The organism is Advenella sp. FME57 (assembly GCF_014897675.1).
In the GTDB taxonomy this organism is placed as follows: Bacteria; Pseudomonadota; Gammaproteobacteria; order Burkholderiales; family Burkholderiaceae_B; genus Advenella.
On record NZ_JABUXU010000017.1, the window covers coordinates 1 to 22,017 of the forward strand.

Sequence of the window (22,017 nt, forward strand, 5' to 3'; positions counted from 1 at the left end):
TGACGGCAACTACCAATTTTCAGACAGTGGGGCGATTCGCCTGAATGCCATGAAAATGGGCGGCGAAGTACCGGGTCGCGACGGCGTGGATATTGACCGCTGGGGTATTGCACCCTCTATTGCTTTTGGTCTGAATACCCCGACACGGCTGACCCTGAGCTATTCTCATATCGAAAATAACGATCTGCCCGACCAGGGCGTGCCTTTCAAGAATGAGGCCAATCCGGGACGCAGAACACCGCCAAAGGTTGATCGCGATAACTTCTACGGTCGGCGCGGCGTGGATTTCCGTGAAAACGTATTCGACACGGCCACCGCCATTGCCGAACGCGACATTAATCAGGACTTCACGATCAGGAACCTGACGCGCTATAGCCGGACCCTGAATCATTATCTGATGAGCCGCCCCACTTTCGACAATTGCGCACCTGGGGCTGGCGGCCTGTGCGCGACCGAAGGCCCGGGTGTAAAGTTTACCCGCAAGGACCGGGCACGCTGGCGTTCGACCGAGTCGCTAATCAACCAGACAGATCTGTATGGATCGTTTTATACCGGATCGGTAAAACACAACATGACGGTCGGTTTGGAGTTGGGCAAGGAAGATGTCTATTCCAAATCCATTTCAGGTACGCCGATCACCTCACGCAAGGGCGAGCTTGACTCCCTGTACGATCCGAATTCGGGCCGCGACTATGCCTATCGCCTTGTCTACGGCGCCAAAGAAAAGGATGGCGACATCAAGACCCGCTCGGTCTATCTGTTTGACACACTGGAGCTGAACCCGCAGTGGTCAGTCAATCTGGGCCTGCGCTATGACCAGTTCCGCGTGCAGAACAGTCGCGCCAGCCGCAAGGACAGCTTCTGGAACTACCAGGCAGGCGTAGTCTATAAACCGGTGCCTTATGGCAGCGTCTATCTGACCTACAGCACTTCCTCCAATCCATCGGGAGAGAACCTGGGTCAGAACGGCGGCGCAGACGGGGCGGCCGGTGCAGCCCAGGTGCGCGACTTGAAGCCCGAACGTAGCCGCAGCTGGGAGCTGGGCACCAAATGGGATCTGTTTGACCAGCGGCTGTCCCTGACCGGCGCCTTGTTCCAGACAGACAAGACCGATGCCCGTTCTACCGACCCGCTGACCGGCGATGTCACCTTGAGCGGCAGCAATCGCGTTCGAGGCCTTGAGTTGGGTGTGGCCGGCTCCCTTACACCCAAATGGGATATCTGGGCTTCATGGTCATGGCTGGATCCCAAGATCAAGCAATATCGTAGCGGAAAAGAGGTCTTCGATGGCAATCAGATGAAGTTCATCGCCCGGCAAAGCGCCAGTGTCTGGACAACCTATAAAGTGTTGCCGCAGGTAACGGTGGGGGCGGGTGCCACCTATATGGGCAAGCGGTTTGTGGATGATGCCAACGACTACTATCTGCCTTCTTACTGGCGGTATGATGCCATGGTGCGTTATGACGTGAACAGCAAGCTGTCGTTCCAGCTCAATGCCAATAACCTGAGCAACAATGAAGTGTATGACGCTTCGCACGTGGGTCTGTTTGCCAACGTCGGCCCCGGTCGTTCGTATATGCTGACTGCATCCTACAAATTCTAAAGCAGCGGCAACAACGCCCTGATGCGGATGGCAGGGACCCGCTCTGTGTGCCTGCCGCATTTTTTTCAGGATATCTTCCTTATATCTTCCTTATATCTTCCTTATATCTTCCTTATGTTAGTGACCATTCCCGATGTGTTATCTGTAGATACCGTGGTGCAGTTGCGTGAGCAACTGGAGCAGGGCCAGTGGGTCGATGGCAGGGGTACGGCCGGTTATCTTGCGGCGGCTCAGAAGAGGAACGTGCAACTGGCCGACACCGATCCGCTGGCCGCAAGTCTGGGCAACGCTATTTTGGAGATACTCAGTCAAAACGCGCGTTTCATTTCAGCCAGCCTGCCCCTTAGAATTCTTAGTCCCATGTTCAATGCCTATGCCGGTGAACAGGAATACGGATTTCATGTGGACAATTCGCTGCGTGTGGATCCGCAAACAGGCGAGCGTATCCGTGCAGACGTTTCATCGACACTGTTCCTGAGTGATCCCGGCGAGTACGACGGAGGCGAATTGCTGATCCAGGACACCTACGGTGAGCAGCGTGTCAAACTACCTGCAGGCCATATGGTGGTGTACCCCTCGACCAGTTTGCACCGGGTCACGCCCGTGACTCGAGGCAAGCGCATGGCGGCCATTTTGTGGATTCAGAGCATGGTGCGCGACGATGCCCAGCGGGCCCTGCTGTTTGAAATGGACAATACCATCCAGCAATTGGCGACCGAACTGGGCGAACACAGCAGCGTGCTGTCGTTGTCGGGTATTTATCACAACCTGGTGCGCCGCTGGGCCAACATATAGGCGTAAGCGTCCCGCGGGTGGCGCGCAGTGCCCAGGCCTCCATGCCATGGGCAGTCCAGCAGCTTGCCGGGACAACATTGCCGCCAAATAATGACGCTTTGACGTTGTTGCCGGCTCAGAGGTGGTCCGCCAGGGCAGGCTACGATGTGCTTCATTGAAGGTAATGTAAAAATCAATTACTATATTAATAAATTCAACCCAAAAGGATTTTCCATGACGTCACTAACGGTAACGATGAAAGGGCAGGTCACCTTAAAGAGGGAATTACTGCAGCATCTTGGCATCAAACCGGGCGAACGGATCGACTTTGACAAGATGCCCGGCGGTGAGCTTCGGGTCAGAGCGGCGCGTCCTGCAGGTACGATTGAAAATTTTATCGGGCGGCATGCGGGCAAAATCAAGAAACCAATGACTATCGAGGAAATGAACGAGATTGCCGCCGCAGGTTGGGCAGGTGATAAATGAAGATCGCTGTCGATATGAACATACTTGTTCGCGCGGTTTTGCAGGATGACGAAGATCAGGGCAGGGCAGCAGCGAAAGTATTGAAAAACGCCTCATTGATCGCCGTTCCATTGCCCTGCCTATGTGAACTGGTCTGGATTTTGCGCAGGGGCGCCAAACTGTCCAAAGAAGAGGTGGCCCAGACAATCGGTGATTTGCTGAATGCGGGAAACGTTGTAATGAACCGGCCGGCAGTCGAGGCCGGGCTTTTAATGCTTGAAGCGGGTGGCGATTTCGCAGATGGTGTCATTGCCTATGAGGGCAATTGGCTGGGAGGTGAAACGTTCGTGTCATTTGATAAACTTGCCGTCAAACTATTGATGGAACAGGGCGAAGCCGCGCAACTGCTTTCCTGATATGCTCGTCCTTGCCATGCAAGCTGTAGCTGCCAACCGCCCGCTGCGGCGCCGCAAGTCGTGGTGTCTGGCGATAAACCGCCTTTATTAGAATCTGGTGCGCCGCTGGGCCAACATATAAGCGGCAAATGGCTGCAGGCGACGGTTGTGGGGTGTCAATCGTATAGAATAAATCTTCTGTCATTTTCCGCGATCACCCCTTTTTCATGTCTGATTCTTTTATCTCCCAATTACCGGCCGAGTTGAACGTGCTGACTGATGCCGCTTCGCTCGTACGATACGGCAGCGACGCCAGCGGTTTGCACGCTGGCGCGCCGCAGCTGGTGGCGCGCCCTGCCACGGTAGAGCAGATGGCCGCGCTGGTCACCCTGTGCGCCAGGCACAACAGGAAAATCACTATCGCCGGCGGCGGCACCGGCCTGGCCGGCGGGGCAGCGTCCGACGAGGGCGATGTCGTCATTTCTCTTGAACTGCTGAACCAGATTGAAGATATCGATGAAGCGGGCGGTACAGCGCTGGTGCAGGCCGGCGTCGTACTGGAGACCCTGTGCGCGGCGGTGGAAGAAAAAGGCTGGTATTTTCCTCTCGATCTTGGCGCGCGCGGCTCCTGTCAGATCGGGGGCAACGTGGCGACCAATGCTGGTGGCAATCGGGTCCTGCGTTATGGCACTACCCGGCAATTGGTGCTGGGTCTGGAGGTCGTGCTGCCAGATGGCACCATCATGACCATGCTGGATCGTACCCTCAAAAACAATACCGGCCTGGATTTGAAGCAGCTTTTCATCGGCACTGAGGGAACGCTGGGCATTATCACGCGTGTGGTTGTACGCCTGTTTCCCCGTCCGCAGACAAGGCGCTCGGCCCTGGTCGGGCTGGCCTCGTTCGCGCAGATCGCACCCTTGTTGAAGGCGGCGCGCAGCGCGCTGCCAGAGTTGTCCAGTTTTGAAGTGATGTGGGCCGACTATGTGGCCCAGGCTGCCCGTGTTACCGGCAGGGCCATTCCCTTTGACGGCGCATGGCCGCTTACCGTGCTGCTTGAAACCGAAGGCGCCGACACGTCCATGTTCCATGCCGGTTTTGATGCCTTCCTGGAGTCCATGCTCGAGAACGGTGCCGTGCAGGATGCCATCGTGCCGCAAAACCTGGAACACGCCGCAGATCTGTGGGCGATCCGCGATGGCATCGGCGAACTGTTCACGTCGCTGCGGCCATTCGTGGCGTTCGATATCGGTATTCCCCTTAAGGATATGGGCGCTTTCATAGAACAGGCCATGACCGAGATCAACCAGCGCTGGCCGCAGGCCTCCAACCTGCTTTTCGGTCATCTTGGCGATGGTAATTTGCATCTGACGACCGGCCATCTGCAACCGGCCGATATTGTTCCGGTGGAAGAGGCGGTGTACGCGCTTACCGGCAGGTTCAATGGCAGCATTTCGGCCGAGCATGGCATTGGCCGTCTGAAGAAACCGTTTCTTCATTACAGTCGTGATGATACCCAGCAGCAGGTAATGCGCCGCATCCGTGACGCACTCAATCCGCAAGGTGTACTGAACGCGGCACGTATTCTTGATTGATATTTTTTTGCTATTTTAAAAAGGCCACACGTCATGGCATATAGCCCAGCCACCCCCGTTTCCAGCATTGCGCCCAGGCACCTTTGCGAGGCGGCGCGCGCCGCTTTTGCTGCCCGTTTCGGCGAGCGCTTCACCACCGGTGCAGCCGTTTGCGATCATCACGCGCGTGATGAATCGGCGTACCCGCCAGTGCAACCTGATGGCGTATTGTTTGCCAGGGACACAGACGATGTGGTCGCTGCAGTCAGACTGTGCACCCAATACAATGTGCCGCTTATTCCATTTGGCATCGGTTCATCCATCGAGGGCCATGTGCTTCCCATTGAAGGCGGCATCACGATCGATTTTCGCGATATGAATCAGGTGCTGGCCGTCCAGCCGGAAGATTTCACCGTGACGGTGCAGCCGGGGGTTATTCGCACACAGTTAAATGATGAGATCCGCCATACCGGCCTGTTCTTTCCCATCGATCCGGGCGCGCACGCATCCATCGGCGGCATGACAGCGACCCGCGCGTCCGGAACCAACGCGGTCCGCTACGGGACCATGCGCGACAACGTACTGTCGCTCAAAGTGGTCACAGCAACCGGCGAGGTGATCCGTACCAGCAGTCGCGCCCGCAAATCATCGGCGGGCTATGATCTGACGCATTTATATGTAGGCAGCGAAGGCACGCTGGGCGTGATTGTCGAAATTACCCTGCGTGTGTATCCGCTACCCGAAGCGGTGACGGCTGCGGTGTGTTCGTTTCCGACGCTGCGTCATGCTGTGCAGGCCGTGACCGAGATTATGCAAAGCGGTGTGCCCATTGCCCGCGTCGAATTCATGGATGAGCGTGCCGTGCGCGCTGTCAATGCCTACAGTAAAACCGCGCTGGCGGAACAGCCGCTGCTGCTGTTCGAATTTCACGGATCTCCCGCAGGCATTGCCGAACAGGCCATGATCGTGCAGGAACTGACCGCCGATCAGGGTGGTACGGCGTTCCAGTGGGCCGAAAAACCCGAGGAGCGCACTGTGCTGTGGACTGCCCGCCACAATTACTATTTCGCCTGTCTGCAGCAACGGCCTGGTGGGCGCGCCATCACCACCGATGTGTGCGTGCCCATTTCCCGCCTGGCCGATTGCGTGAGCGACACCGCGGCCGATCTGCAAAGCCTGGCCTTTCCCTGGTCTATTGTCGGCCATGTCGGCGATGGTAATTTCCATGTGGTCATGATGATAGATGCGGATGATGAACAGGAATGGCATCAGGCAGAAGATATCAACAACCGCCTGGTGCTGCGCGCCATACAGATGGATGGTACCTGCACCGGCGAGCACGGCGTGGGCATTCACAAGATGGATTTTCTGAAAGCGGAACACGGCGAGGTCGCGCTGCAACTGATGCGCAACATCAAGCATGCCTATGATCCCAACAATATCTTCAATCCGGGCAAAATCGTCAGTTGGTCGGCGGCAACGGGCCAATGACGCATGTAATCGTCGCGCCGCACAGGGCGATCAAGCGCAATTGATGCCGCAACGAAACAAAGGCATGCAGTAGTCTGGTTTTCTAGTCATTTGTGATAAGCTGATCGCCGCCACTCACATGGTGTCATGCGCCCGATAGTGCTGCAGGCGCCCGACAGAACAGCACATGCGTGGGCGCAATAACAGGAGAAGAAGACAAAATGGTTTCGCGTTATCTCGCAGCAGACTGGGGTTCAACCAATCTGCGACTGTGGCTGGTTGAGGACGGCATTGCCGTGAAAAATGCGGCATCACCTTTCGGGATTACGCGGATGCAGAACCAGTCGTTTCCCGCTGTGCTGCAGGGCCTGCTGCAACAAATGCAGATTGCGCAGGCCGATGTTTCACGCGTCTACATTGCCGGCATGGCGGGCAGCAATGTGGGTTGGCAACAGGCGAACTATCTGCCCTGCCCGGTAGCGCTCAATGCTCTGGGCACAAGCCTGACGCGGGTCGATCCGGGCTGGCCGGCCCAGGCTGGCATTATTCCTGGCGTTTGCGTGCCCGGCCCGGATGGCGCCGATGTGATGCGTGGCGAAGAAACCCAGTTGCTGGGCGCGCTGCAAGACACCGCTTCGGCCCTGTTTATACTGCCAGGCACGCACAGCAAATGGGCGCGCGTCCACCACGATGTCATCCACAGCTTTACGACGGTTATGACCGGAGAGCTGTTTGACGTACTGCGTCACCATTCCCTGCTGGGCCGTGGTTTGCCGGCGGCGGCGCCACACCCCGAGTCCTTTGATTGCGGCGTCATGGCGGGGCTGGCCGCCAGCGATACGATGACTGAACTGTTCAGCGTCAGGGCGCGGTATATTTTGGGGCATCTGCCTGCCCAGCAAGTCGATGACTATCTCTCGGGGCTGTTGATCGGCTCTGAAATGCGCGATATGCGCCAACGTTTCGAGGTCTCGGCCGATACGCCGGTCACGCTGGTGGGCAGCGGTTCGCTCTTTACGCGTTATGATCGCGCCTTGCATCTGGCCGGTATTGCGTTTACTACCCAGGATGCCGATACGGCCATTTTGAACGGAATAAGGAAAATACATGACTCCCTGGACACCTGAGTTGCCGCTGATCGCCATTTTGCGCGGCATTGGCCCCGATGAAGTGCTCGATCACGTACAGGTGCTGCATGAGGCTGGCTTTGATGCCATTGAAATTCCTACCAACTCGCCAGACTGGCAGGTGAGTGTGCAGCGGGTGAGCCAAGCCTTTGGCGTGAGCCTGATGACAGGGGCTGGAACGGTCCTGACATCGGAACATCTGGCGCAGCTGTCTGCAGCTGGCGGCAGGCTGATGGTGACACCCAATACCAATCCGACGTTGATCGCCGAGGCCGTCAACACCTACGGTTTTCAGGTCTGCGCCGGGTTTGCCACGGCCAGCGAGGCCTTTGCCGCCTTGCAGGCAGGCGCCCAGGCGCTCAAGCTGTTTCCGTCCAGCGTGTTCGGGCCAGATTACGTCAAGGCGCTCAAGGCCGTGTTGCCCGCGCAAGTGCCGCTGTATGCGGTCGGCGGCATCAATCCCGGGAACCTGGCCAGCTATCTGGACGCCGGTTGCGTGGGTGCCGGGTTGGGGTCAGATTTGTATCGGCCCGGACAGCAGGTGGCGGCAACGCGTGAGCGCGCACAGCGCTTTGTACAGGCTTGGCAGGCTGCGCGACCGCAGGCGCATTGAATGGCGTGTCGGCGCTCAAGGTCCTGAGCGCGGGAACGGCTTTTTGCGACAGAGCAGGGGGCATCCTCGCGATCGTTGCTGGGCCCAAAACGGTCAGTCCAACGGGAAACACGTTGCGACCGTTCAGGCCGTTAGCAAAGTTGGGAGCCAGATACCGAAAGGGTGCGCAGGTACATAAAACCGGGGCAAGGGCGGGCACTCGGGGACAACAAGCGCTTTGGCATCGTCCGGCAACACGTGTTGTCCGGGCCTGTACAGAGTCAGAAAACACAGACAATGACTGGAGAATAGAGACATGGCGACATTTGATGTGGCGCTGTTTGGGGAAATGATGGTGCTGCTGGTGGCCGCCGATCCGGGGCCGCTGGAAGAGGTGCATACCTTTCACAAAATGACGGCTGGCGCCGAAACCAATGTGGGCATTGCGCTGGCACGCCTGGGCGCAAAAGTCGCCTGGGCCAGCCGGCTGGGTGACGATACCATGGGCAAGTATCTGAAAAATGTCATGCAGCAGGAAGCCATCGATTGCTCGCGGGTGCTGATGGTGCCGCGTGAACGCACCGGCTTTATGCTCAAGGGCAAAGTGATCGAGGGCGACCCGCCAATTGAGTATTATCGCTCGGGCTCTGCCGCCAGCGCCATGACGGCAGACGATCTGGATCCGGACTGGCTGGGCCAGGCCCGACATTTGCATGTCACCGGCATTTTCCCGGCCCTGAATGCCGGCACCTATGCGCTGACCACCGCCGCCATGCAGCACATGCGCCGCGCGGGGGGAACGGTTTCCTTTGATCCCAATCTGCGTCCGGCCTTGTGGGGGTCCACTGAACTGATGCGCTCGCGCCTCAATGAGCTGGCGGGCCTGGCTGACTGGGTGCTGCCCGGCCTGGAAGAGGGCCGGATACTCACCGGCGCCGACAGTGAAGAGGGGATCGCGGCGTTTTATCAGGGTCTGGGCGTGCAGGCGGTTGTCGTCAAGCTGGGCGCCCGCGGCGCGTTCGGACAGGCCGGGAACCAGCAGTTCCGGGTCTCTGGCTATCCTGTGGAAAAAGTCGTGGATACCGTGGGCGCCGGAGACGGGTTTGCCGCCGGGCTCATCAGTGGCCGGCTCGAAGGGCTGGACTGGCAGGCCAGCGTGCGTCGCGCCACCATCATCGGCGCCTGTGCTGTACAGGTCGCCGGCGATACTGAAGGCTACCCTGACCGGGCCAGGCTGGCGGAACTGGGCAGGGTTTAAGTATTCCCCGCATTACGGATTCGCCTAATTTCACCCTTTTTACCGTGCTGGTATAATGTACGTTATAGTGTACAAAAATTTGTATAAATGGGAGCAACACCATGGGAATCAGTTCAGGTGATGTCATTTCGCTATCCCAGGCCCGGGCAAACCTGTCCGAACTGGCCGATCAGGTCAAAGGGGGCGCTGAGAAAATCATCACCAAAAATGGCGAAAGCTATGTGGCTATCATTGATTCCGAGCGACTGGATTACTATCATCAACTGGAACGCGAGCGCATTCACTTGTTACTTATTGATGATGCCAGCAAGGGGCTGGCAGATGTCGCCACTGGAAAAGTGAAAGATGCTCAGTCTACCCTGGCGGCAATCAAACGCCGTCGCACCGCAGCAGGCTGACGGTGCATATGGCGCAAACAGCTCGCTATACCATCAGGCTGACAGCCCACTTTGAACGTAACCTTGAACAAATTGAAGCTTTCCTGTTGGAGACCGAAGCGCCTCAGACGTTTGACGCGCTTCTGGATGAACTGACAGATACCGTCATTCCGAATCTTGAGCGTTTTCCGCATATGGGCCGTATGTTCTCGGCTCGACCAGTACGTTCGGTCGAAGTTGCCAATGGTATTGAACGTCTGAGCGCACAATTTAAGGAAATTGCCCAGTCAGTCGATCAGTTGCGTGAATATGTGATGTCGAACTATTTGCTACTGTACGCAAAAATCAATACGACGGTATATTTGCTTTCTATCCGGCATCATCGCCAACTGTCTTTCGACTTCGTTAATCACTGGCCGTCCTGATTCCAGGGCGTTTTTTTTCCTAATTAGGGTTTTCTACAGTTGCGGCATGTCATTCAGTGGTCTTACCATTAAACGCTAATTTGAAATCCACCGTTTATCCTGGTTATTTCAGACTAACGGCCCAGCCAAAAACAGAAAAAGCGAAAAGAGACAAGTGAAGTTCGAAGCCATTAAATCCCGCTCCGTGTCGGAACTGGTTGCCCAGCGATTGATCGATATGATCCGCAAGGGGCAGCTGGTGGCAGGCCAGCAGCTGCCGCCAGAGCGGGAGCTGGCGGTATTGTTCGATGTGGGCAGGCCTGCTGTACGGGAAGCCATCCGTGGCCTGTCGCTGCTGGGTCTGGTCAAGATTCAGCAGGGCGAAGGCAACTTCATCAGTTCACTGAATGTGGAAGACCTGATCGAGCCGCTTAGTCTGCTGATTGACCTGCATTTTGACCAGATCAACGAGCTGTTCGATGCGCGCAAAATTATCGAAGGCGGCATTACGCGTCTGGCCTGCGAGCGGCTGACCGAAGCCGAAATCGAACGCCTGCGCGTCAACGTCGAGGAAGCGCGCGCCGCGCTGGCCCACAATGACCACGAAGCCATCCGCCATCTGGATATCGAACTGCATCAGACCATCATCAACGCCTGTGGCAATGTTTACCTGCAACGGGTGGCGCAAAGCATCAGCCTGCTCAGCCGCAAGAGCCGTACGATCACAACCGTCATTCCGTCGATCTTGCAATCGACCTTTGATGACCACGAACATATTGTGCGGGCCCTGGCCGAACGCAATCCGGCCAAGGCTTCCGAAGCCATGTACCGGCACCTGGATCATGTACAGAAACACTACAACGACTATCAGCAAGCTGGTGCAACGACACCGGCACACACAAACCAACAGGAGTCAGTATGAAACTCATCCGTTATGGGGAAAGCAAGCAGGAAAAACCGGGCATTGTCGATAGCGACGGCCGTATCCGTGATCTGTCCGGCGTCATCAGCGATGTCGATGGCAGCACCATTACAGAAAGCGGCCTGGCGCGCCTGCGCGGTCTGGATATCTCGACCCTGCCCGTTGTCGAAGGCAATCCGCGTATTGGCCCCTGCGTTGGCAACATCGGTAAATTCGTTTGTATCGGACTGAACTACTCGGATCATGCGGCTGAGTCCGGTCTGCCTGAGCCTTCCGAGCCTGTGGTCTTTAACAAGTGGACCAGCGCCATTGTGGGTCCTAATGACGACGTGGCCATTCCCCGCGGTTCGAAGAAAACCGACTGGGAAGTGGAGCTGGGCGTGGTGATCGGCAAGGAAGCACGTTACATCAGCAAGGAAGAAGCACTCTCGCATGTGGCCGGCTATTGTGTGATCAATGACGTGTCGGAACGGGAATACCAGACCGAGCGCGGCGGCACCTGGGACAAAGGCAAGGGGTGCGACACATTTGGTCCTATCGGCCCATGGCTGGTAACGGCAGATGAGGTGTCCGATCCGCAGGCACTGAATCTGTGGCTGGAAGTGGACGGCAAACGCTATCAGGACGGCACCACCGCCAAAATGATTTTTGATGTTGCCACGATCATTTCGTATCTAAGTAATTTCATGAGCCTGCAGCCAGGCGATGTGATCTCGACAGGTACGCCCCCCGGCGTTGGCATGGGTGTCAAGCCTGAAGCGGTTTACCTGAAGGCAGGTCAGACCATGCGTTTGGGCATCGAAGGCCTGGGTGAACAGACACAGAAAGTGGTGCAGGCCTAAGGCTGGCACAAGCGCGGCGCGAAGGAGGCGCCGCGTTGCTTGAACCTGAATGTTGCTTGCGATATTCAGGTCGTTGTTGAAGTCGGGCGTCCGACCGCCGGAACAAGGTTGGTGCGATGCCAGACAGCAGTTGTAGATGTATAAAAACAGAACCGGCCGTCACGCAATTCGTGTGTACGGACACCACATCACAGGAGCCCGGCTGCGCCGGGGTTGCCTGTAAACGGAGACAGACATGAACAAACGCAATATGCTCAAAGGGTTGCTGGGGTTGACGTTGGCAGTGGGCGCAGGCATGGCTCACGCTGCTTACCCGGAGCGCCCCATCACTATGATCGTGCCTTGGGGTGCCGGTGGCGGCACAGATGCCACAGCCCGCATGATCGCGACTTTGCTCGAAAAAGAACTGGACAATCCGGTCAATGTGGTCAACCGCACAGGCGGCAATGGCGTCGTGGGGCATATGGCCATCTCCAAAGCCAAGCCTGATGGTTACACGCTGGGCATGCTCACGGTGGAAATTGCCACCATGAAGCATTTGGGCCTGACCACCATTACCACGGCCGACTACACGCCACTGGCCCTGATGAACGAGGACCCGGCCGGTGTGACGGTAAGCGCAACTTCAGAATACAAAGACATGAAAGGGCTGATGGAGGACATCAAGGCCAATCCGGGCAAGCTCAAAGCCTCCGGTACCGGACAGGGCGGCATCTGGCATATCGCCATCGCCGGCCTGGTCAATAATGCCGGCCTGCCAGCCAACTCGGTTCCATTCGTGCCTTCCAATGGTTCTGCGCCGGCAATGCTCGAGCTGGCTGCCGGTGGCATCGATATCGTGCCGACGTCTCTGCCGGAAGCGCGTTCAATGATCGACGCCGGCAAGGCCAAGCCGCTGGCCATCATGTCCAAAGAGCGCTCACCCATGTACCCGGATGTTCCAACGTTGAAGGAAACCATCGGTAGTGACTGGACTGTGGGCGTGTGGCGTGGCATTGCCGGTCCCAAGGGGCTGCCCGATGATGTGACTGCCAAGCTGGACGCAGCACTCAAGAAAGTCAACGAGAGCAAGGAATTTCGTGACTTCATGTCCAAACGCGGTTTTGGTGTTGCCTATGCCAGCGGCAAGGAATATGGCGATTACATGGCCAAATCCACCGCTGATTTCGGCGAGGTTCTCAAAGCCATCGGAATGGCCAAATAAGCTGATATGAACCGGGTGGTCGGTTCAGTGCGCCTTGCGTGCACCGGACCGTACTGCCGACCCTGTGGAAAATTCCCATGAAGATCAGTGATACCCTTTCCGGCATTATGATTGGCATTTTTGCCATTATCGTTTTTGCAATGTCGCTGTCGTTTCCCCCCACACCCGGCCAGGAATATGGTTCGGGGCTGTTTCCCCGCCTTATTGCTATCGGTTTGCTCATCTGTTCGGTCTGCTTGATTGTGCAAAGCAGGCGCCGCCGGGACAAGCAGCAGTGGCTGGCCTGGCACGGCCTGAATACGGTAACGTTTCTGCGCTTCTGCATGATCCCGGCGTCACTCGTTTTCTATTTCCTGACGGCACAATGGCTAGGCTTCTTTATTTCATCTGGCATTATTCTGATGCTCTTGTTCCTGGTGTTCGGCGTCAAACCCGTACGTGGCCTGATTCTGACCGTGATAAGCGTGTTGATCATCCACTTGTGCTTCTACAACATTTTGCAAGTCCCGCTGCCATGGGGATTGCTTGAGCCCTTTGCGTGGTGACTCTATGTTCATGAGCAATTTTACTGCTGCACTGGGTCAGGTGACCGATCCGTTTGTGCTGGGTGTCATTCTGGTGGCAGCCATGTTCGGTCTGTTCGTGGGCGCCATTCCGGGCCTGAGTGCCACCATGGCCGTCGCCCTGCTGGTGCCCGTGACTTTTTTCATGGATCCCGTTCCTGCCATTGCCATGATGGTCACCTCTACTGCCATGGCCATTACCTCTGGCGACGTGCCAGGATGTCTGTTGCGGATTCCCGGTACGCCGTCGTCAGCAGCGTACACGGACGAGGCTTACAGCATGACCCGCAAGGGCATGGCGGACCAGGCACTGGGCGCCAGCATCCTGTTCTCTTTTGCGGGAGGTGTGTTTGGCACAATCGTGCTGATTACCTGCGCCCCCATGCTAGCCAATTTTGCGCTGAATTTTTCTTCGTATGAGTTTTTCTGGCTGGTGGTATTGGGTCTGTCCTGCGCCATCGTTATCACGCCGGCCAGCCAGCTCAAGGGGTTCGTGTCCTTGCTGATCGGCCTGCTGCTCGCTTGTGTGGGCATGAATAACCCGGCGGCCTATCCGCGCTTTACCTTCGGTAACGAAGACCTGATGAACGGGGTCACATTGCTGCCGATGATGGTAGGCATGTTCGCTATTGCCGAAGTTCTGCGCTATGCCGTCAATTCACAAGACAGTATCGGTGAAGTCAAGGCACAGGTCGGCAATATCTTTACCGGTATGTGGACATTGACCAAAAAATATCCGGTATCCATTCTGCGCGGCAGCGTGCTGGGCACGATTGTGGGCGCATTGCCAGGAGCGGGCGCCGATATTGCCGCCTGGATGTCCTATGGCATTAGCAAGAAGTTTTCCAAAGAACCGGAAAAGTTCGGCACAGGGCATGTGGAAGGCATTGTCGAGGCTGGTGCATCGAATAACTCGGCGCTGGCTGGCGCCTGGATTCCTGCTCTGGTTTTCGGGATTCCGGGAGACTCCATTACCGCGATCGTGGTGGGTGTGCTGTACATGAAAAACCTCATACCGGGTCCGATGATATTTACCAATAATGCAGTTGAAATGTACTCCATTTTTCTGGTGTTCATTATTGCCAATATCCTGATGCTGCCGCTGGGTTATGTGCTGGTCAAGATTGCCAGAAAAGTTCTGCGGGTGCCGCGTTCCATGCTGATGCCTATCATATTGCTTTTCGGTATTGTCGGGACCTTTTCCATCAACAATAGCCCGTTCGACGTGATCATTATGATGCTTATGGGGCTGCTGGCCTATGTCATGGAAGAGAACGACTTCCCTGTCGCACCAGCCGTGCTGGGTGTGGTGCTGGGCGGCATGCTGGAAGAAAATTTTATTTCATCCATGATCAAGGCTGACGGTGATTTTCTCATGTTCTTTAGCCGGCCCATTGCTGCCGTATTGGGAGTAGTGGCCATTCTGATCTGGACTATTCCCATTATCAAACTGTTCATCGGCAAACCCAAGCCACCGGCTGGCGGCAATGGGAATCCGGCGACGCAACCAGGAACCACGACATGAACCAGACCGCCAACTCTGCTGTGCACCAGGCCGGCGAGCGATATGACGTCGAGACCTTGCGCGAATTTGCGCGAGCGCTGTTGGTAGCTGCAGGCACTTCGGACGACATTGCACGCAATGTATCGGATGTGTTGCTTGACGGAGATTTGCTGGGCCATACCACCCATGGCCTGGCGCTGCTCAATCCCTACCTGCAGCAAATCGAACAGGGAAAGATGAGCACGCAAGGCAACGCCGACATTGTCTCCGACAAAGGGGCGTCGTTGCTGCTGGATGGGCGGCGTTTGCCGGGACCGTGGCTGGTGAATCAGGCCATAGATATGCTGCTACCGCGCGCGCGGCAATACGGCACCGCCACTGCGGTGATCCGCCAAAGCCATCACATTGCCTGCCTGGCCAGTTATCTACTGCGGGCGGTTCGTGAAAATATGCTGATTGTGCTCAGCTGCTCCGATCCTTCGGGCCAGAGCGTTGCGCCGTTTGGTGGCACCCGCGCTGTATTTACGCCCAATCCGATTGCGATCGGCATACCATCGGCATCGCCCTTTCTGGTTGATATTTCCGCCTCGATTACCACAAATGGCATGAGCGGCCGCCTGGCCAAGGAAGGTAAACAATTCGAGGAAGAATGGCTGATTGACAGTGCCGGCAAGCCGACGCGTGACCCTGCAGTGCTGTCGCAAGAGCCGCCAGGCACCATCTTGCCGCTGGGCGGGCTGTCTGTGGGACACAAGGGCTTTGGGCTGGCGCTGTTGATTGAAGCGCTGACCGGCGGCCTGGCAGGTCATGGTCGGGCCGACAACGTCAAGGGCTGGGGCGCGACCGTTTTCGTCAGCCTGTATGATCCGGGCGCCTTCGGTGGCAACGACGCGTTCCTGCGCCAGATGGACTGGATTGCCGACGCCTGTCGCAATAACCCGCCTCGCGAAGGCTTCGACAATGTTCGCATGCCCGGGGATCGTGGCCTGGCATTGTATGAGCAGCAGAAGAAAAACGGCGTTCTCTTGCATCCGTCCATTACGCCACTGCTGCAGGAATCTGCGCAAACCTATGGCATCGGCATGCCGGCCACACTTTAATTTACGACAAGGATAGACAATGAGTCAGAATAGTTTACAGAACCGGGTGGCCGTCATTACGGGCGGTGCGCGTGGTATTGGCCTGGCTGCCGCAAAACGCATGCTGGAATCGGGCGCGTCGGTCGCGCTGTGGGATCTGGATGCCGATCGGCTGGCGCAATCGCGCAAGCAACTGGACACCCTGGGCAAGGTGACTGCGCATGCGCTGGACCTGACCGATCTGGCAGCGGTGGAAAACGCAGCGGCCGATACATTACAGCAACATGGCAAGGTCGATATTCTGGTGAACAACGCCGGCATTACCGGTGGCAACGGGGTGACTTGGGAACTTGATCCAGCCGTATGGCAGCAGGTGGTGCAGACCAACCTGATGGCCCCGTACTATACCTGCCGCGTGCTGGTGCCTGCCATGCTGAAAAACGGCTATGGCCGCATCGTCAATATCGCCTCGATTGCAGGTAAAGAGGGCAATCCGAATGCATCGCATTACAGCGCCTCCAAGGCCGGACTGATCGGGCTGACCAAGTCGCTGGGCAAGGAACTGGCAGAACGCAATATTCTGGTGAACGCCATTACTCCGGCTGCGGCAAAGACCGAAATTTTCGACTCGATGTCGCAGGAGCATATTGACTATATGTTGTCCCGGATTCCCATGAAGCGTTTTCTTGCCGTGGACGAGGCCGCCTCTATGATTTGTTGGCTGGCCTCGGAAGAATGTGCATTCAGTACGGGGGCCGTATTCGATCTGTCCGGCGGGCGGGCAACCTATTGACGACACCATAGCGTCACAAACCCGTGCGATTGTGTTCCATACATGGGATACAAAGCAGAAGAAATGATACATGCAGCCAGAAGCCGCATGGCATTTTAGTAAAAGGAGATTTTAATGACGATACTGGAAAGTCCATTTTTTCAGTCAGTGGCAGCGATTACGCGAGCCATGGAAAAGGCGCTCACTTATATGCTTGGCCTTTGCGTACTGGTGATGGTACTGCTGGTGTTCGGTAACGTAGTCCTCAGGTACGGCTTTAACTCGGGCATTACCGTTTCCGAGGAGGTCGCCCGGATGTCGTTCGTGTGGCTGATTTTCCTGGGCACCGTGATTGCGTTTCGCACCAAGCAACACCTCGGGGTCAACATGCTGCTGCACCGCCTGCCAATCATGATGCAAAAAATTATCCATATTCTGCGTCAGCTCATCATCATGTGGGTGCTCTGGCTGCTGATGCAAGGCGGCTGGGATCAGATGATGATTGGCATGAATACTGCATTGCCGGTTACCGGCTGGTCGCAGGCCCTGTTCAGCGGCATGGTGTGGTTCAGTGCGGTGGCCATGTTTGTACTGGCAATTGGCGATATTGCCATCGCAATCATGACACCGGCAGAACGTGGCTATCAATACCGGTTTAGAACTGCAGTCGACCATGTCGATGATGCGGGCTAACGCGAGTAACAGGAAACCAACATGACCGTAACCATATTTCTTTCCGTGCTGCTCGGCTTTATGGCATTTGGCATGCCAATCGCCTTTGCGCTGTTGCTCTCGGCCATCGGCCTGATGTTTTATCTGGACTTCTTCGACGTGCAGATTCTGGCGCAGAACATGCTGGCCGGCGCCGATAATTTCTCCTTGATGGCCGTCCCGCTATTCATGCTGGCCGGCGAAGCCATGAATGCCGGCGGCATGTCGCGGCGCATGGTCACGCTGGCCAGCTCCCTGGTCGGCCACGTGCATGGCGGGCTGGGCTACGTTGCGATTATGGCAAGTGTGTTGCTAGCCGCCCTCTCGGGTTCGGCCGTTGCCGATTCGGCAGCGCTGGCCGCTATGCTGGTGCCCATGTTGCGCAATCGTGGCTATGATTTGAAACAGTCCTGCGGCCTGATCGCCGCTGGTGGGATTATTGCACCTATCATTCCGCCGTCCATTTCATTCATTATTTTCGGGGTGGCCGCCAATATTTCGGTTACCAAACTGTTCATGGCCGGCATTGTGCCCGGGCTATTGATGGGGCTGACACTGGTCATGGTATGGACGTTCGTAGCGCGCCGCTCCACCAGTTTCCAGCCCTTTCCAAAGGAACCGTGGTCTGTCAGGGCCAAGGCATTGCGTGAATCGGGCTGGGCGCTGGTGCTGCCAGTCATCATTATCGGCGGCTTGCGCTTTGGCATTTTCACGCCGACAGAGGCAGCAGCAGTGGCGGCTGTTTATGCGCTGTTTGTAGGCATGGTTGTGTATCGCGAAATCAAAATACGACACTTGATGCAACTGCTGGTCAATGCGGCAACCACCACTAGTGTGGTCATGTTCCTGGTGGCTGCGGCTCTGGTTACGTCGTACATGATTACGCTGGCCGATCTGCCCAAGGAACTCATCGCTTTGCTGGGCCCGCTGGTTGACTCGCCCACCTTGCTGATGCTTGCCTTGGTGGTACTGCTCATACTGGTTGGAACGGCCATGGACCTGACGCCGACAATCCTGATTCTGGCGCCGGTGTTGATGCCTGTCATCAAGGAAGCCGGCATCGATCCAACCTATTTCGGGGTGATCTTCATCATGGTCGGTTGCGCCGGCCTGTTGACGCCGCCCGTAGGAACCGTGCTGAATGTGGTCTGCGGCGTCGCCCGCATTCGCATGGAAGATATCATCAAGGGTGTATGGCCATACGTGACGGCCTACGCCCTGCTGATTCTGCTGCTTGTGCTTTTCCCGCAGATTGTCACGGTACCGATGAACTGGTTCTATTGATCTGCAAACTATACCTATATCCTGGAGATGAAAATGAAGACTTTGAAAAAGACCGTTGTGAGCCTGACAGCAGTAGCGCTGCTAGGCATGGGTTCGGCGGCCGTATGGGCCAAGGACATCAAACCACGTATTATCCGTTTTGGCTATGGCCTGGCCGATGACAGCCCGACCGGCAAGGCTTCGGCGCACTTTGCCGAAGTGGTCAGCAAGCTGAGCGATGGCAAAATGAAGGTCAAGACCTTCGGCAACGGCGCCCTGGGCCCTGATGAACAGTTGATCAATTCTTTGATCAGCGGTTCCGGAGAAATCACATTTGTGTCCACCGCTCCTATTGCCAGCCTGATTCCTGAATTTGGGGTATTTGATCTGCCGTTTTTGTTCGACAATGAAAAAGTGGCAGACGCGGTGCTGGATGGCCCGGAAGGCAAGAAGCTGCTGGACAAATTGCCGGCCAAGGGTCTGATCGGACTGAACTACTGGGAAAACGGCTTTCGCAATATCACCAATTCCCGCCGCGAAATTTCCAAATTGGAAGACATCAATGGCATCAAGCTGCGCGTGATGCAGAACCAGGTCGCCCTGAGCGTGTTCAAGGGCCTGGGCGCCAACGCCATTCCCATGCCGTTTACGGAATTGTTCACTGCGCTGGAAACCAAAACAGTAGATGGCCAGGAAAATCCGTTGTCCACGATCCAGACCAGCAAATTCTATGAGGTTCAGCCATACCTGACGCTGTCCAACCACGTGTACACGCCGTTTGTATTCCTGGCATCCAAAAAATGGTTTGACCAGCTGTCCCAGGATGAAAAAGATGTCATTGTGCAGGCAGCCGAAGACAGTCAGGCATTCCAGCGCAAAGCCAGCCGCCAGGGCAATGAAGATGCGCTCAAGTACCTGAAAGAACACGATGTCAAGGTGGCCGAGTTCTCTACCGAGGAAAAAGAGAAGATTCGTGAGAAAGTTGCGCCGATTGTCGAAAGCCTGAAAGCCAAGATTGGCAACGAAACAGTCGATGGTGTACTGGAAGCAGCAAAAAAGGCTTCCGGCGCCTGAGTATTATTACAATTGAAATAGAAGGAACCCGTTATGTCTACGTCAGAAAAAACGCCTTTGCGCAGCCGCCGGTGGTTTGACAACCCGGCCAATCCAGGCATGACTGCCCTGTATATCGAACGCTACATGAATTACGGTATTACCAGGGAAGAGCTGCAGTCGGGCAAGCCCATTATCGGCATTGCCCAGACGGGTTCCGATCTATCGCCGTGCAACCGCCATCATCTGGAGCTGGCTACGCGGGTGCGTGATGGCATTCGTGATATGGGCGGAATTCCACTGGAGTTTCCAGTTCATCCCATACAGGAAACCGGTAAACGTCCGACCGCGGCCCTTGATCGCAATCTGGCCTATCTGGGCCTGGTCGAAATTCTGCATGGCTATCCGCTAGATGGCGTAGTGCTGACCACTGGTTGCGACAAAACCACGCCCGCCTGCCTGATGGCGGCAGCCACCGTCAATATTCCTGCCATTGTCTTGTCGGGCGGCCCCATGCTCGACGGTTGGTGGAAAGGCAAGCTGGCGGGCTCCGGCACTGTTGTCTGGGATGCGCGCAAGCGCCTGTCTGCTGGGGAGATTGGTTATGAAGAATTCATGAACAATGTGGCCTCATCCGCTCCCTCGGTGGGCCACTGCAATACCATGGGCACAGCGCTGTCCATGAACTCCCTGGCCGAAGCCCTTGGCATGTCGTTGCCCGGTTGTGCAGCCATTCCTGGACCACATCGGGAGCGGGGCTGGATGGCTTATGAAACGGGTCGCCGCATTGTCGATATGGTCCGGGAAAATCTGCGTCCGTCCGATATCATGACCCGCGCCGCCTTTGAAAATGCGGTGGTCGCGGCTGCGGCACTGGGCGGCTCATCCAACTGCCCGATTCACATGGTAGCGATTGCCCGCCATATGGGTGTTGATCACACGCTGGCAGACTGGCAGCGTCTGGGTCCGCAAATTCCATTGTTGGTAGACTGCCAGCCTGCGGGGCGTTTCCTTGGGGAAGCGTTCCACCGTGCCGGTGGTGTGCCGGCCGTCATGAAAGAGCTGCTGGATGCCGGTAAAGTGGATGGTACGGCCATGACCGTGACCGGCAAAACGCTGGCCGATAACCTGGCGGCCGTGCCAACCCCGGATCGCGAAGTGATTCGCGCCTACAACGCACCGTTGCGAGAAGCCGCAGGCTACGTTGTCCTTACCGGTAATCTGTTCGACAATGCGGTCATCAAGACCAGTGTGATCGACGAAAAATTCCGCGCCCGTTTCCTGTCTGACCCGGCGCACCCGAACGTGATGGACCTGAAGGCAGTGGTTTTTGAAGGGCCGGAAGATTATCACGATCGTATTGAAGATCCGGCGCTGGGGATTGACGACAAATCCATACTTGTGATTCGCAACAGCGGTCCGGTGGGCTATCCGGGGGGCGCTGAAGTGGTCAATATGCAGCCCCCGGCTTATCTGCTCAACAAGGGAATAGATACGCTGCCCACCATGGGCGATGGTCGCCAGAGCGGTACCTCGGCCAGCCCGTCCATTCTGAACGTCTCGCCCGAGTCGGTGGTCGGCGGCGGGCTTGCCTTGCTGCGCACCGGTGATATCGTCAGGGTAGATCTGAACACCTGTCGCGTCGATGTCCTGATTGCCGAAGAGGAACTGCAGGCACGGCGTGCCGCTTGGGTAAAACCGGAGTTGCTGAACATGACGCCGTGGGAGGAAATTTACCGCGGCATGGTGGGCCAGCAGGGCGATGGCGCATGTCTGGAAGCGGCGACCGCTTATGTAGATATCATCCAGACGCGGGGCGAATCGCGCGATAATCATTAATGTCATTTATCGTAGCTATTTCGTCTGCTATATTGGCGGCGAGATAGCGACCAGATGGCAACCAAATAGCAACCCAATGGCAGCGGGCTGCAGCGCAAGTCCATGGCGCCCAAGTCTGTGCAAACGCTGGTCGCATTGCGCTGCAGCGCCGCTACAGGCAGACATGCATGCATCATGTCTGTCATTTTTTCATTTATTATTGACGCCTTGCATGTGTCATACAACT

The 22,017-nt window shown here is 56.6% G+C and carries 22 protein-coding genes; all 22 read left to right on the plus strand.

Translation table 11 applies throughout. The features are described from left to right. A partial coding sequence (locus INT32_RS17370) for a TonB-dependent siderophore receptor (protein ID WP_193089979.1) occupies window positions 1-1,603 on the plus strand: 1,603 nt, incomplete at its 5' end. Window positions 1,604-1,717: 114 nt separating this feature from the next. Continuing rightward, a complete protein-coding gene (locus tag INT32_RS17375) occupies window positions 1,718-2,398 on the plus strand; it encodes a Fe2+-dependent dioxygenase (RefSeq protein WP_193089980.1) in 681 nt (226 codons plus the stop codon). Between the two features lie 144 nt (window positions 2,399-2,542). Then, window positions 2,543-2,863, plus strand: a complete 321-nt coding sequence (locus INT32_RS17380) for an AbrB/MazE/SpoVT family DNA-binding domain-containing protein (RefSeq protein WP_226817239.1) — start codon at window positions 2,543-2,545, stop codon at window positions 2,861-2,863. Further along, on the plus strand, window positions 2,860-3,258 hold the full coding sequence (locus INT32_RS17385; protein ID WP_193089981.1) for a type II toxin-antitoxin system VapC family toxin: 399 nt from the start codon (window positions 2,860-2,862) through the stop codon (window positions 3,256-3,258). Before INT32_RS17380 ends, INT32_RS17385 begins: the two co-directional genes overlap by 4 nt. A gap of 206 nt (window positions 3,259-3,464) precedes the next feature. Continuing rightward, window positions 3,465-4,832 carry an FAD-binding oxidoreductase gene (locus INT32_RS17390; RefSeq protein ID WP_193089982.1) on the plus strand — a complete coding sequence of 456 codons (1,368 nt, stop codon included), beginning with the start codon at window positions 3,465-3,467 and terminating at the stop codon, window positions 4,830-4,832. A 33-nt stretch (window positions 4,833-4,865) separates the two neighbouring features. Beyond that, window positions 4,866-6,302 (plus strand): FAD-binding oxidoreductase, encoded by a 1,437-nt coding sequence (locus INT32_RS17395; protein ID WP_193089983.1) that lies wholly within the window; start codon window positions 4,866-4,868, stop codon window positions 6,300-6,302. A gap of 200 nt (window positions 6,303-6,502) precedes the next feature. After that, on the plus strand, window positions 6,503-7,408 hold the full coding sequence (locus INT32_RS17400) for a 2-dehydro-3-deoxygalactonokinase (protein ID WP_193089984.1): 906 nt from the start codon (window positions 6,503-6,505) through the stop codon (window positions 7,406-7,408). Next, complete coding sequence (locus INT32_RS17405) at window positions 7,389-8,021, plus strand: 2-dehydro-3-deoxy-6-phosphogalactonate aldolase (protein WP_193089985.1); 633 nt, start codon at window positions 7,389-7,391, stop codon at window positions 8,019-8,021. The genes INT32_RS17400 and INT32_RS17405 overlap by 20 nt, the downstream gene beginning before the upstream one ends. Before the next feature lie 295 nt (window positions 8,022-8,316). Beyond that, window positions 8,317-9,258, plus strand: coding sequence for a sugar kinase (locus INT32_RS17410; RefSeq protein ID WP_193089986.1), 942 nt, complete (start codon window positions 8,317-8,319; stop codon window positions 9,256-9,258). Window positions 9,259-9,359: 101 nt separating this feature from the next. Beyond that, window positions 9,360-9,656, plus strand: a complete 297-nt coding sequence (locus INT32_RS17415) for a type II toxin-antitoxin system Phd/YefM family antitoxin (RefSeq protein ID WP_193089987.1) — start codon at window positions 9,360-9,362, stop codon at window positions 9,654-9,656. Between the two features lie 8 nt (window positions 9,657-9,664). Further along, window positions 9,665-10,060 carry a type II toxin-antitoxin system RelE/ParE family toxin gene (locus tag INT32_RS17420; RefSeq protein WP_193089988.1) on the plus strand — a complete coding sequence of 132 codons (396 nt, stop codon included), beginning with the start codon at window positions 9,665-9,667 and terminating at the stop codon, window positions 10,058-10,060. 154 nt (window positions 10,061-10,214) lie between these two features. Further along, a complete protein-coding gene (locus INT32_RS17425; RefSeq protein ID WP_193089989.1) occupies window positions 10,215-10,961 on the plus strand; it encodes a FadR/GntR family transcriptional regulator in 747 nt (248 codons plus the stop codon). Beyond that, a complete protein-coding gene (locus tag INT32_RS17430; RefSeq protein ID WP_193089990.1) occupies window positions 10,958-11,803 on the plus strand; it encodes a fumarylacetoacetate hydrolase family protein in 846 nt (281 codons plus the stop codon). The genes INT32_RS17425 and INT32_RS17430 overlap by 4 nt, the downstream gene beginning before the upstream one ends. 235 nt (window positions 11,804-12,038) lie before the next feature. Beyond that, entirely contained in the window at window positions 12,039-13,007 is a 969-nt protein-coding gene (locus INT32_RS17435) for a tripartite tricarboxylate transporter substrate binding protein (RefSeq protein ID WP_193089991.1), read from the plus strand. 77 nt (window positions 13,008-13,084) lie between these two features. Next, a complete protein-coding gene (locus tag INT32_RS17440) occupies window positions 13,085-13,552 on the plus strand; it encodes a tripartite tricarboxylate transporter TctB family protein (protein ID WP_193089992.1) in 468 nt (155 codons plus the stop codon). 10 nt (window positions 13,553-13,562) lie between these two features. Next, complete coding sequence (locus INT32_RS17445) at window positions 13,563-15,095, plus strand: tripartite tricarboxylate transporter permease (protein ID WP_193089993.1); 1,533 nt, start codon at window positions 13,563-13,565, stop codon at window positions 15,093-15,095. Then, window positions 15,092-16,174: an Ldh family oxidoreductase gene (locus tag INT32_RS17450; protein ID WP_193089994.1), complete on the plus strand. Its 1,083-nt coding sequence runs from the start codon at window positions 15,092-15,094 to the stop codon at window positions 16,172-16,174. Before INT32_RS17445 ends, INT32_RS17450 begins: the two co-directional genes overlap by 4 nt. A 19-nt stretch (window positions 16,175-16,193) precedes the next feature. Beyond that, complete coding sequence (locus tag INT32_RS17455) at window positions 16,194-16,946, plus strand: SDR family NAD(P)-dependent oxidoreductase (RefSeq protein ID WP_193089995.1); 753 nt, start codon at window positions 16,194-16,196, stop codon at window positions 16,944-16,946. 114 nt (window positions 16,947-17,060) lie between these two features. Further along, window positions 17,061-17,618, plus strand: coding sequence for a TRAP transporter small permease (locus INT32_RS17460; protein WP_193089996.1), 558 nt, complete (start codon window positions 17,061-17,063; stop codon window positions 17,616-17,618). Window positions 17,619-17,639: 21 nt separating this feature from the next. Beyond that, entirely contained in the window at window positions 17,640-18,920 is a 1,281-nt protein-coding gene (locus INT32_RS17465; RefSeq protein ID WP_193089997.1) for a TRAP transporter large permease subunit, read from the plus strand. A 27-nt stretch (window positions 18,921-18,947) separates the two neighbouring features. Next, window positions 18,948-19,973 carry a TRAP transporter substrate-binding protein gene (locus INT32_RS17470; protein ID WP_193089998.1) on the plus strand — a complete coding sequence of 342 codons (1,026 nt, stop codon included), beginning with the start codon at window positions 18,948-18,950 and terminating at the stop codon, window positions 19,971-19,973. A gap of 33 nt (window positions 19,974-20,006) precedes the next feature. Continuing rightward, on the plus strand, window positions 20,007-21,791 hold the full coding sequence (locus tag INT32_RS17475; RefSeq protein ID WP_193089999.1) for an IlvD/Edd family dehydratase: 1,785 nt from the start codon (window positions 20,007-20,009) through the stop codon (window positions 21,789-21,791). Window positions 21,792-22,017 lie beyond the last annotated feature (226 nt).

What these genes read in the sequence shown, in the direction of transcription:
- INT32_RS17445 (WP_193089993.1), top strand. Translation starts at nt 13,563, where the DNA reads ATGAGCAATTTTACTGCTGCACTGGGTCAGGTGACCGATCCGTTTGTG.
- INT32_RS17465 (WP_193089997.1), top strand. Translation starts at nt 17,640, where the DNA reads ATGACCGTAACCATATTTCTTTCCGTGCTGCTCGGCTTTATGGCATTT.
- INT32_RS17475 (WP_193089999.1), top strand. Translation starts at nt 20,007, where the DNA reads ATGTCTACGTCAGAAAAAACGCCTTTGCGCAGCCGCCGGTGGTTTGAC.
- INT32_RS17400 (WP_193089984.1), top strand. Translation starts at nt 6,503, where the DNA reads ATGGTTTCGCGTTATCTCGCAGCAGACTGGGGTTCAACCAATCTGCGA.
- INT32_RS17430 (WP_193089990.1), top strand. Translation starts at nt 10,958, where the DNA reads ATGAAACTCATCCGTTATGGGGAAAGCAAGCAGGAAAAACCGGGCATT.
- INT32_RS17460 (WP_193089996.1), top strand. Translation starts at nt 17,061, where the DNA reads ATGACGATACTGGAAAGTCCATTTTTTCAGTCAGTGGCAGCGATTACG.
- INT32_RS17395 (WP_193089983.1), top strand. Translation starts at nt 4,866, where the DNA reads ATGGCATATAGCCCAGCCACCCCCGTTTCCAGCATTGCGCCCAGGCAC.
- INT32_RS17440 (WP_193089992.1), top strand. Translation starts at nt 13,085, where the DNA reads ATGAAGATCAGTGATACCCTTTCCGGCATTATGATTGGCATTTTTGCC.
- INT32_RS17410 (WP_193089986.1), top strand. Translation starts at nt 8,317, where the DNA reads ATGGCGACATTTGATGTGGCGCTGTTTGGGGAAATGATGGTGCTGCTG.
- INT32_RS17450 (WP_193089994.1), top strand. Translation starts at nt 15,092, where the DNA reads ATGAACCAGACCGCCAACTCTGCTGTGCACCAGGCCGGCGAGCGATAT.
- INT32_RS17375 (WP_193089980.1), top strand. Translation starts at nt 1,718, where the DNA reads ATGTTAGTGACCATTCCCGATGTGTTATCTGTAGATACCGTGGTGCAG.
- INT32_RS17405 (WP_193089985.1), top strand. Translation starts at nt 7,389, where the DNA reads ATGACTCCCTGGACACCTGAGTTGCCGCTGATCGCCATTTTGCGCGGC.
- INT32_RS17470 (WP_193089998.1), top strand. Translation starts at nt 18,948, where the DNA reads ATGAAAATGAAGACTTTGAAAAAGACCGTTGTGAGCCTGACAGCAGTA.
- INT32_RS17420 (WP_193089988.1), top strand. Translation starts at nt 9,665, where the DNA reads ATGGCGCAAACAGCTCGCTATACCATCAGGCTGACAGCCCACTTTGAA.
- INT32_RS17385 (WP_193089981.1), top strand. Translation starts at nt 2,860, where the DNA reads ATGAAGATCGCTGTCGATATGAACATACTTGTTCGCGCGGTTTTGCAG.
- INT32_RS17455 (WP_193089995.1), top strand. Translation starts at nt 16,194, where the DNA reads ATGAGTCAGAATAGTTTACAGAACCGGGTGGCCGTCATTACGGGCGGT.
- INT32_RS17390 (WP_193089982.1), top strand. Translation starts at nt 3,465, where the DNA reads ATGTCTGATTCTTTTATCTCCCAATTACCGGCCGAGTTGAACGTGCTG.
- INT32_RS17435 (WP_193089991.1), top strand. Translation starts at nt 12,039, where the DNA reads ATGAACAAACGCAATATGCTCAAAGGGTTGCTGGGGTTGACGTTGGCA.
- INT32_RS17380 (WP_226817239.1), top strand. Translation starts at nt 2,543, where the DNA reads ATGTGCTTCATTGAAGGTAATGTAAAAATCAATTACTATATTAATAAA.
- INT32_RS17415 (WP_193089987.1), top strand. Translation starts at nt 9,360, where the DNA reads ATGGGAATCAGTTCAGGTGATGTCATTTCGCTATCCCAGGCCCGGGCA.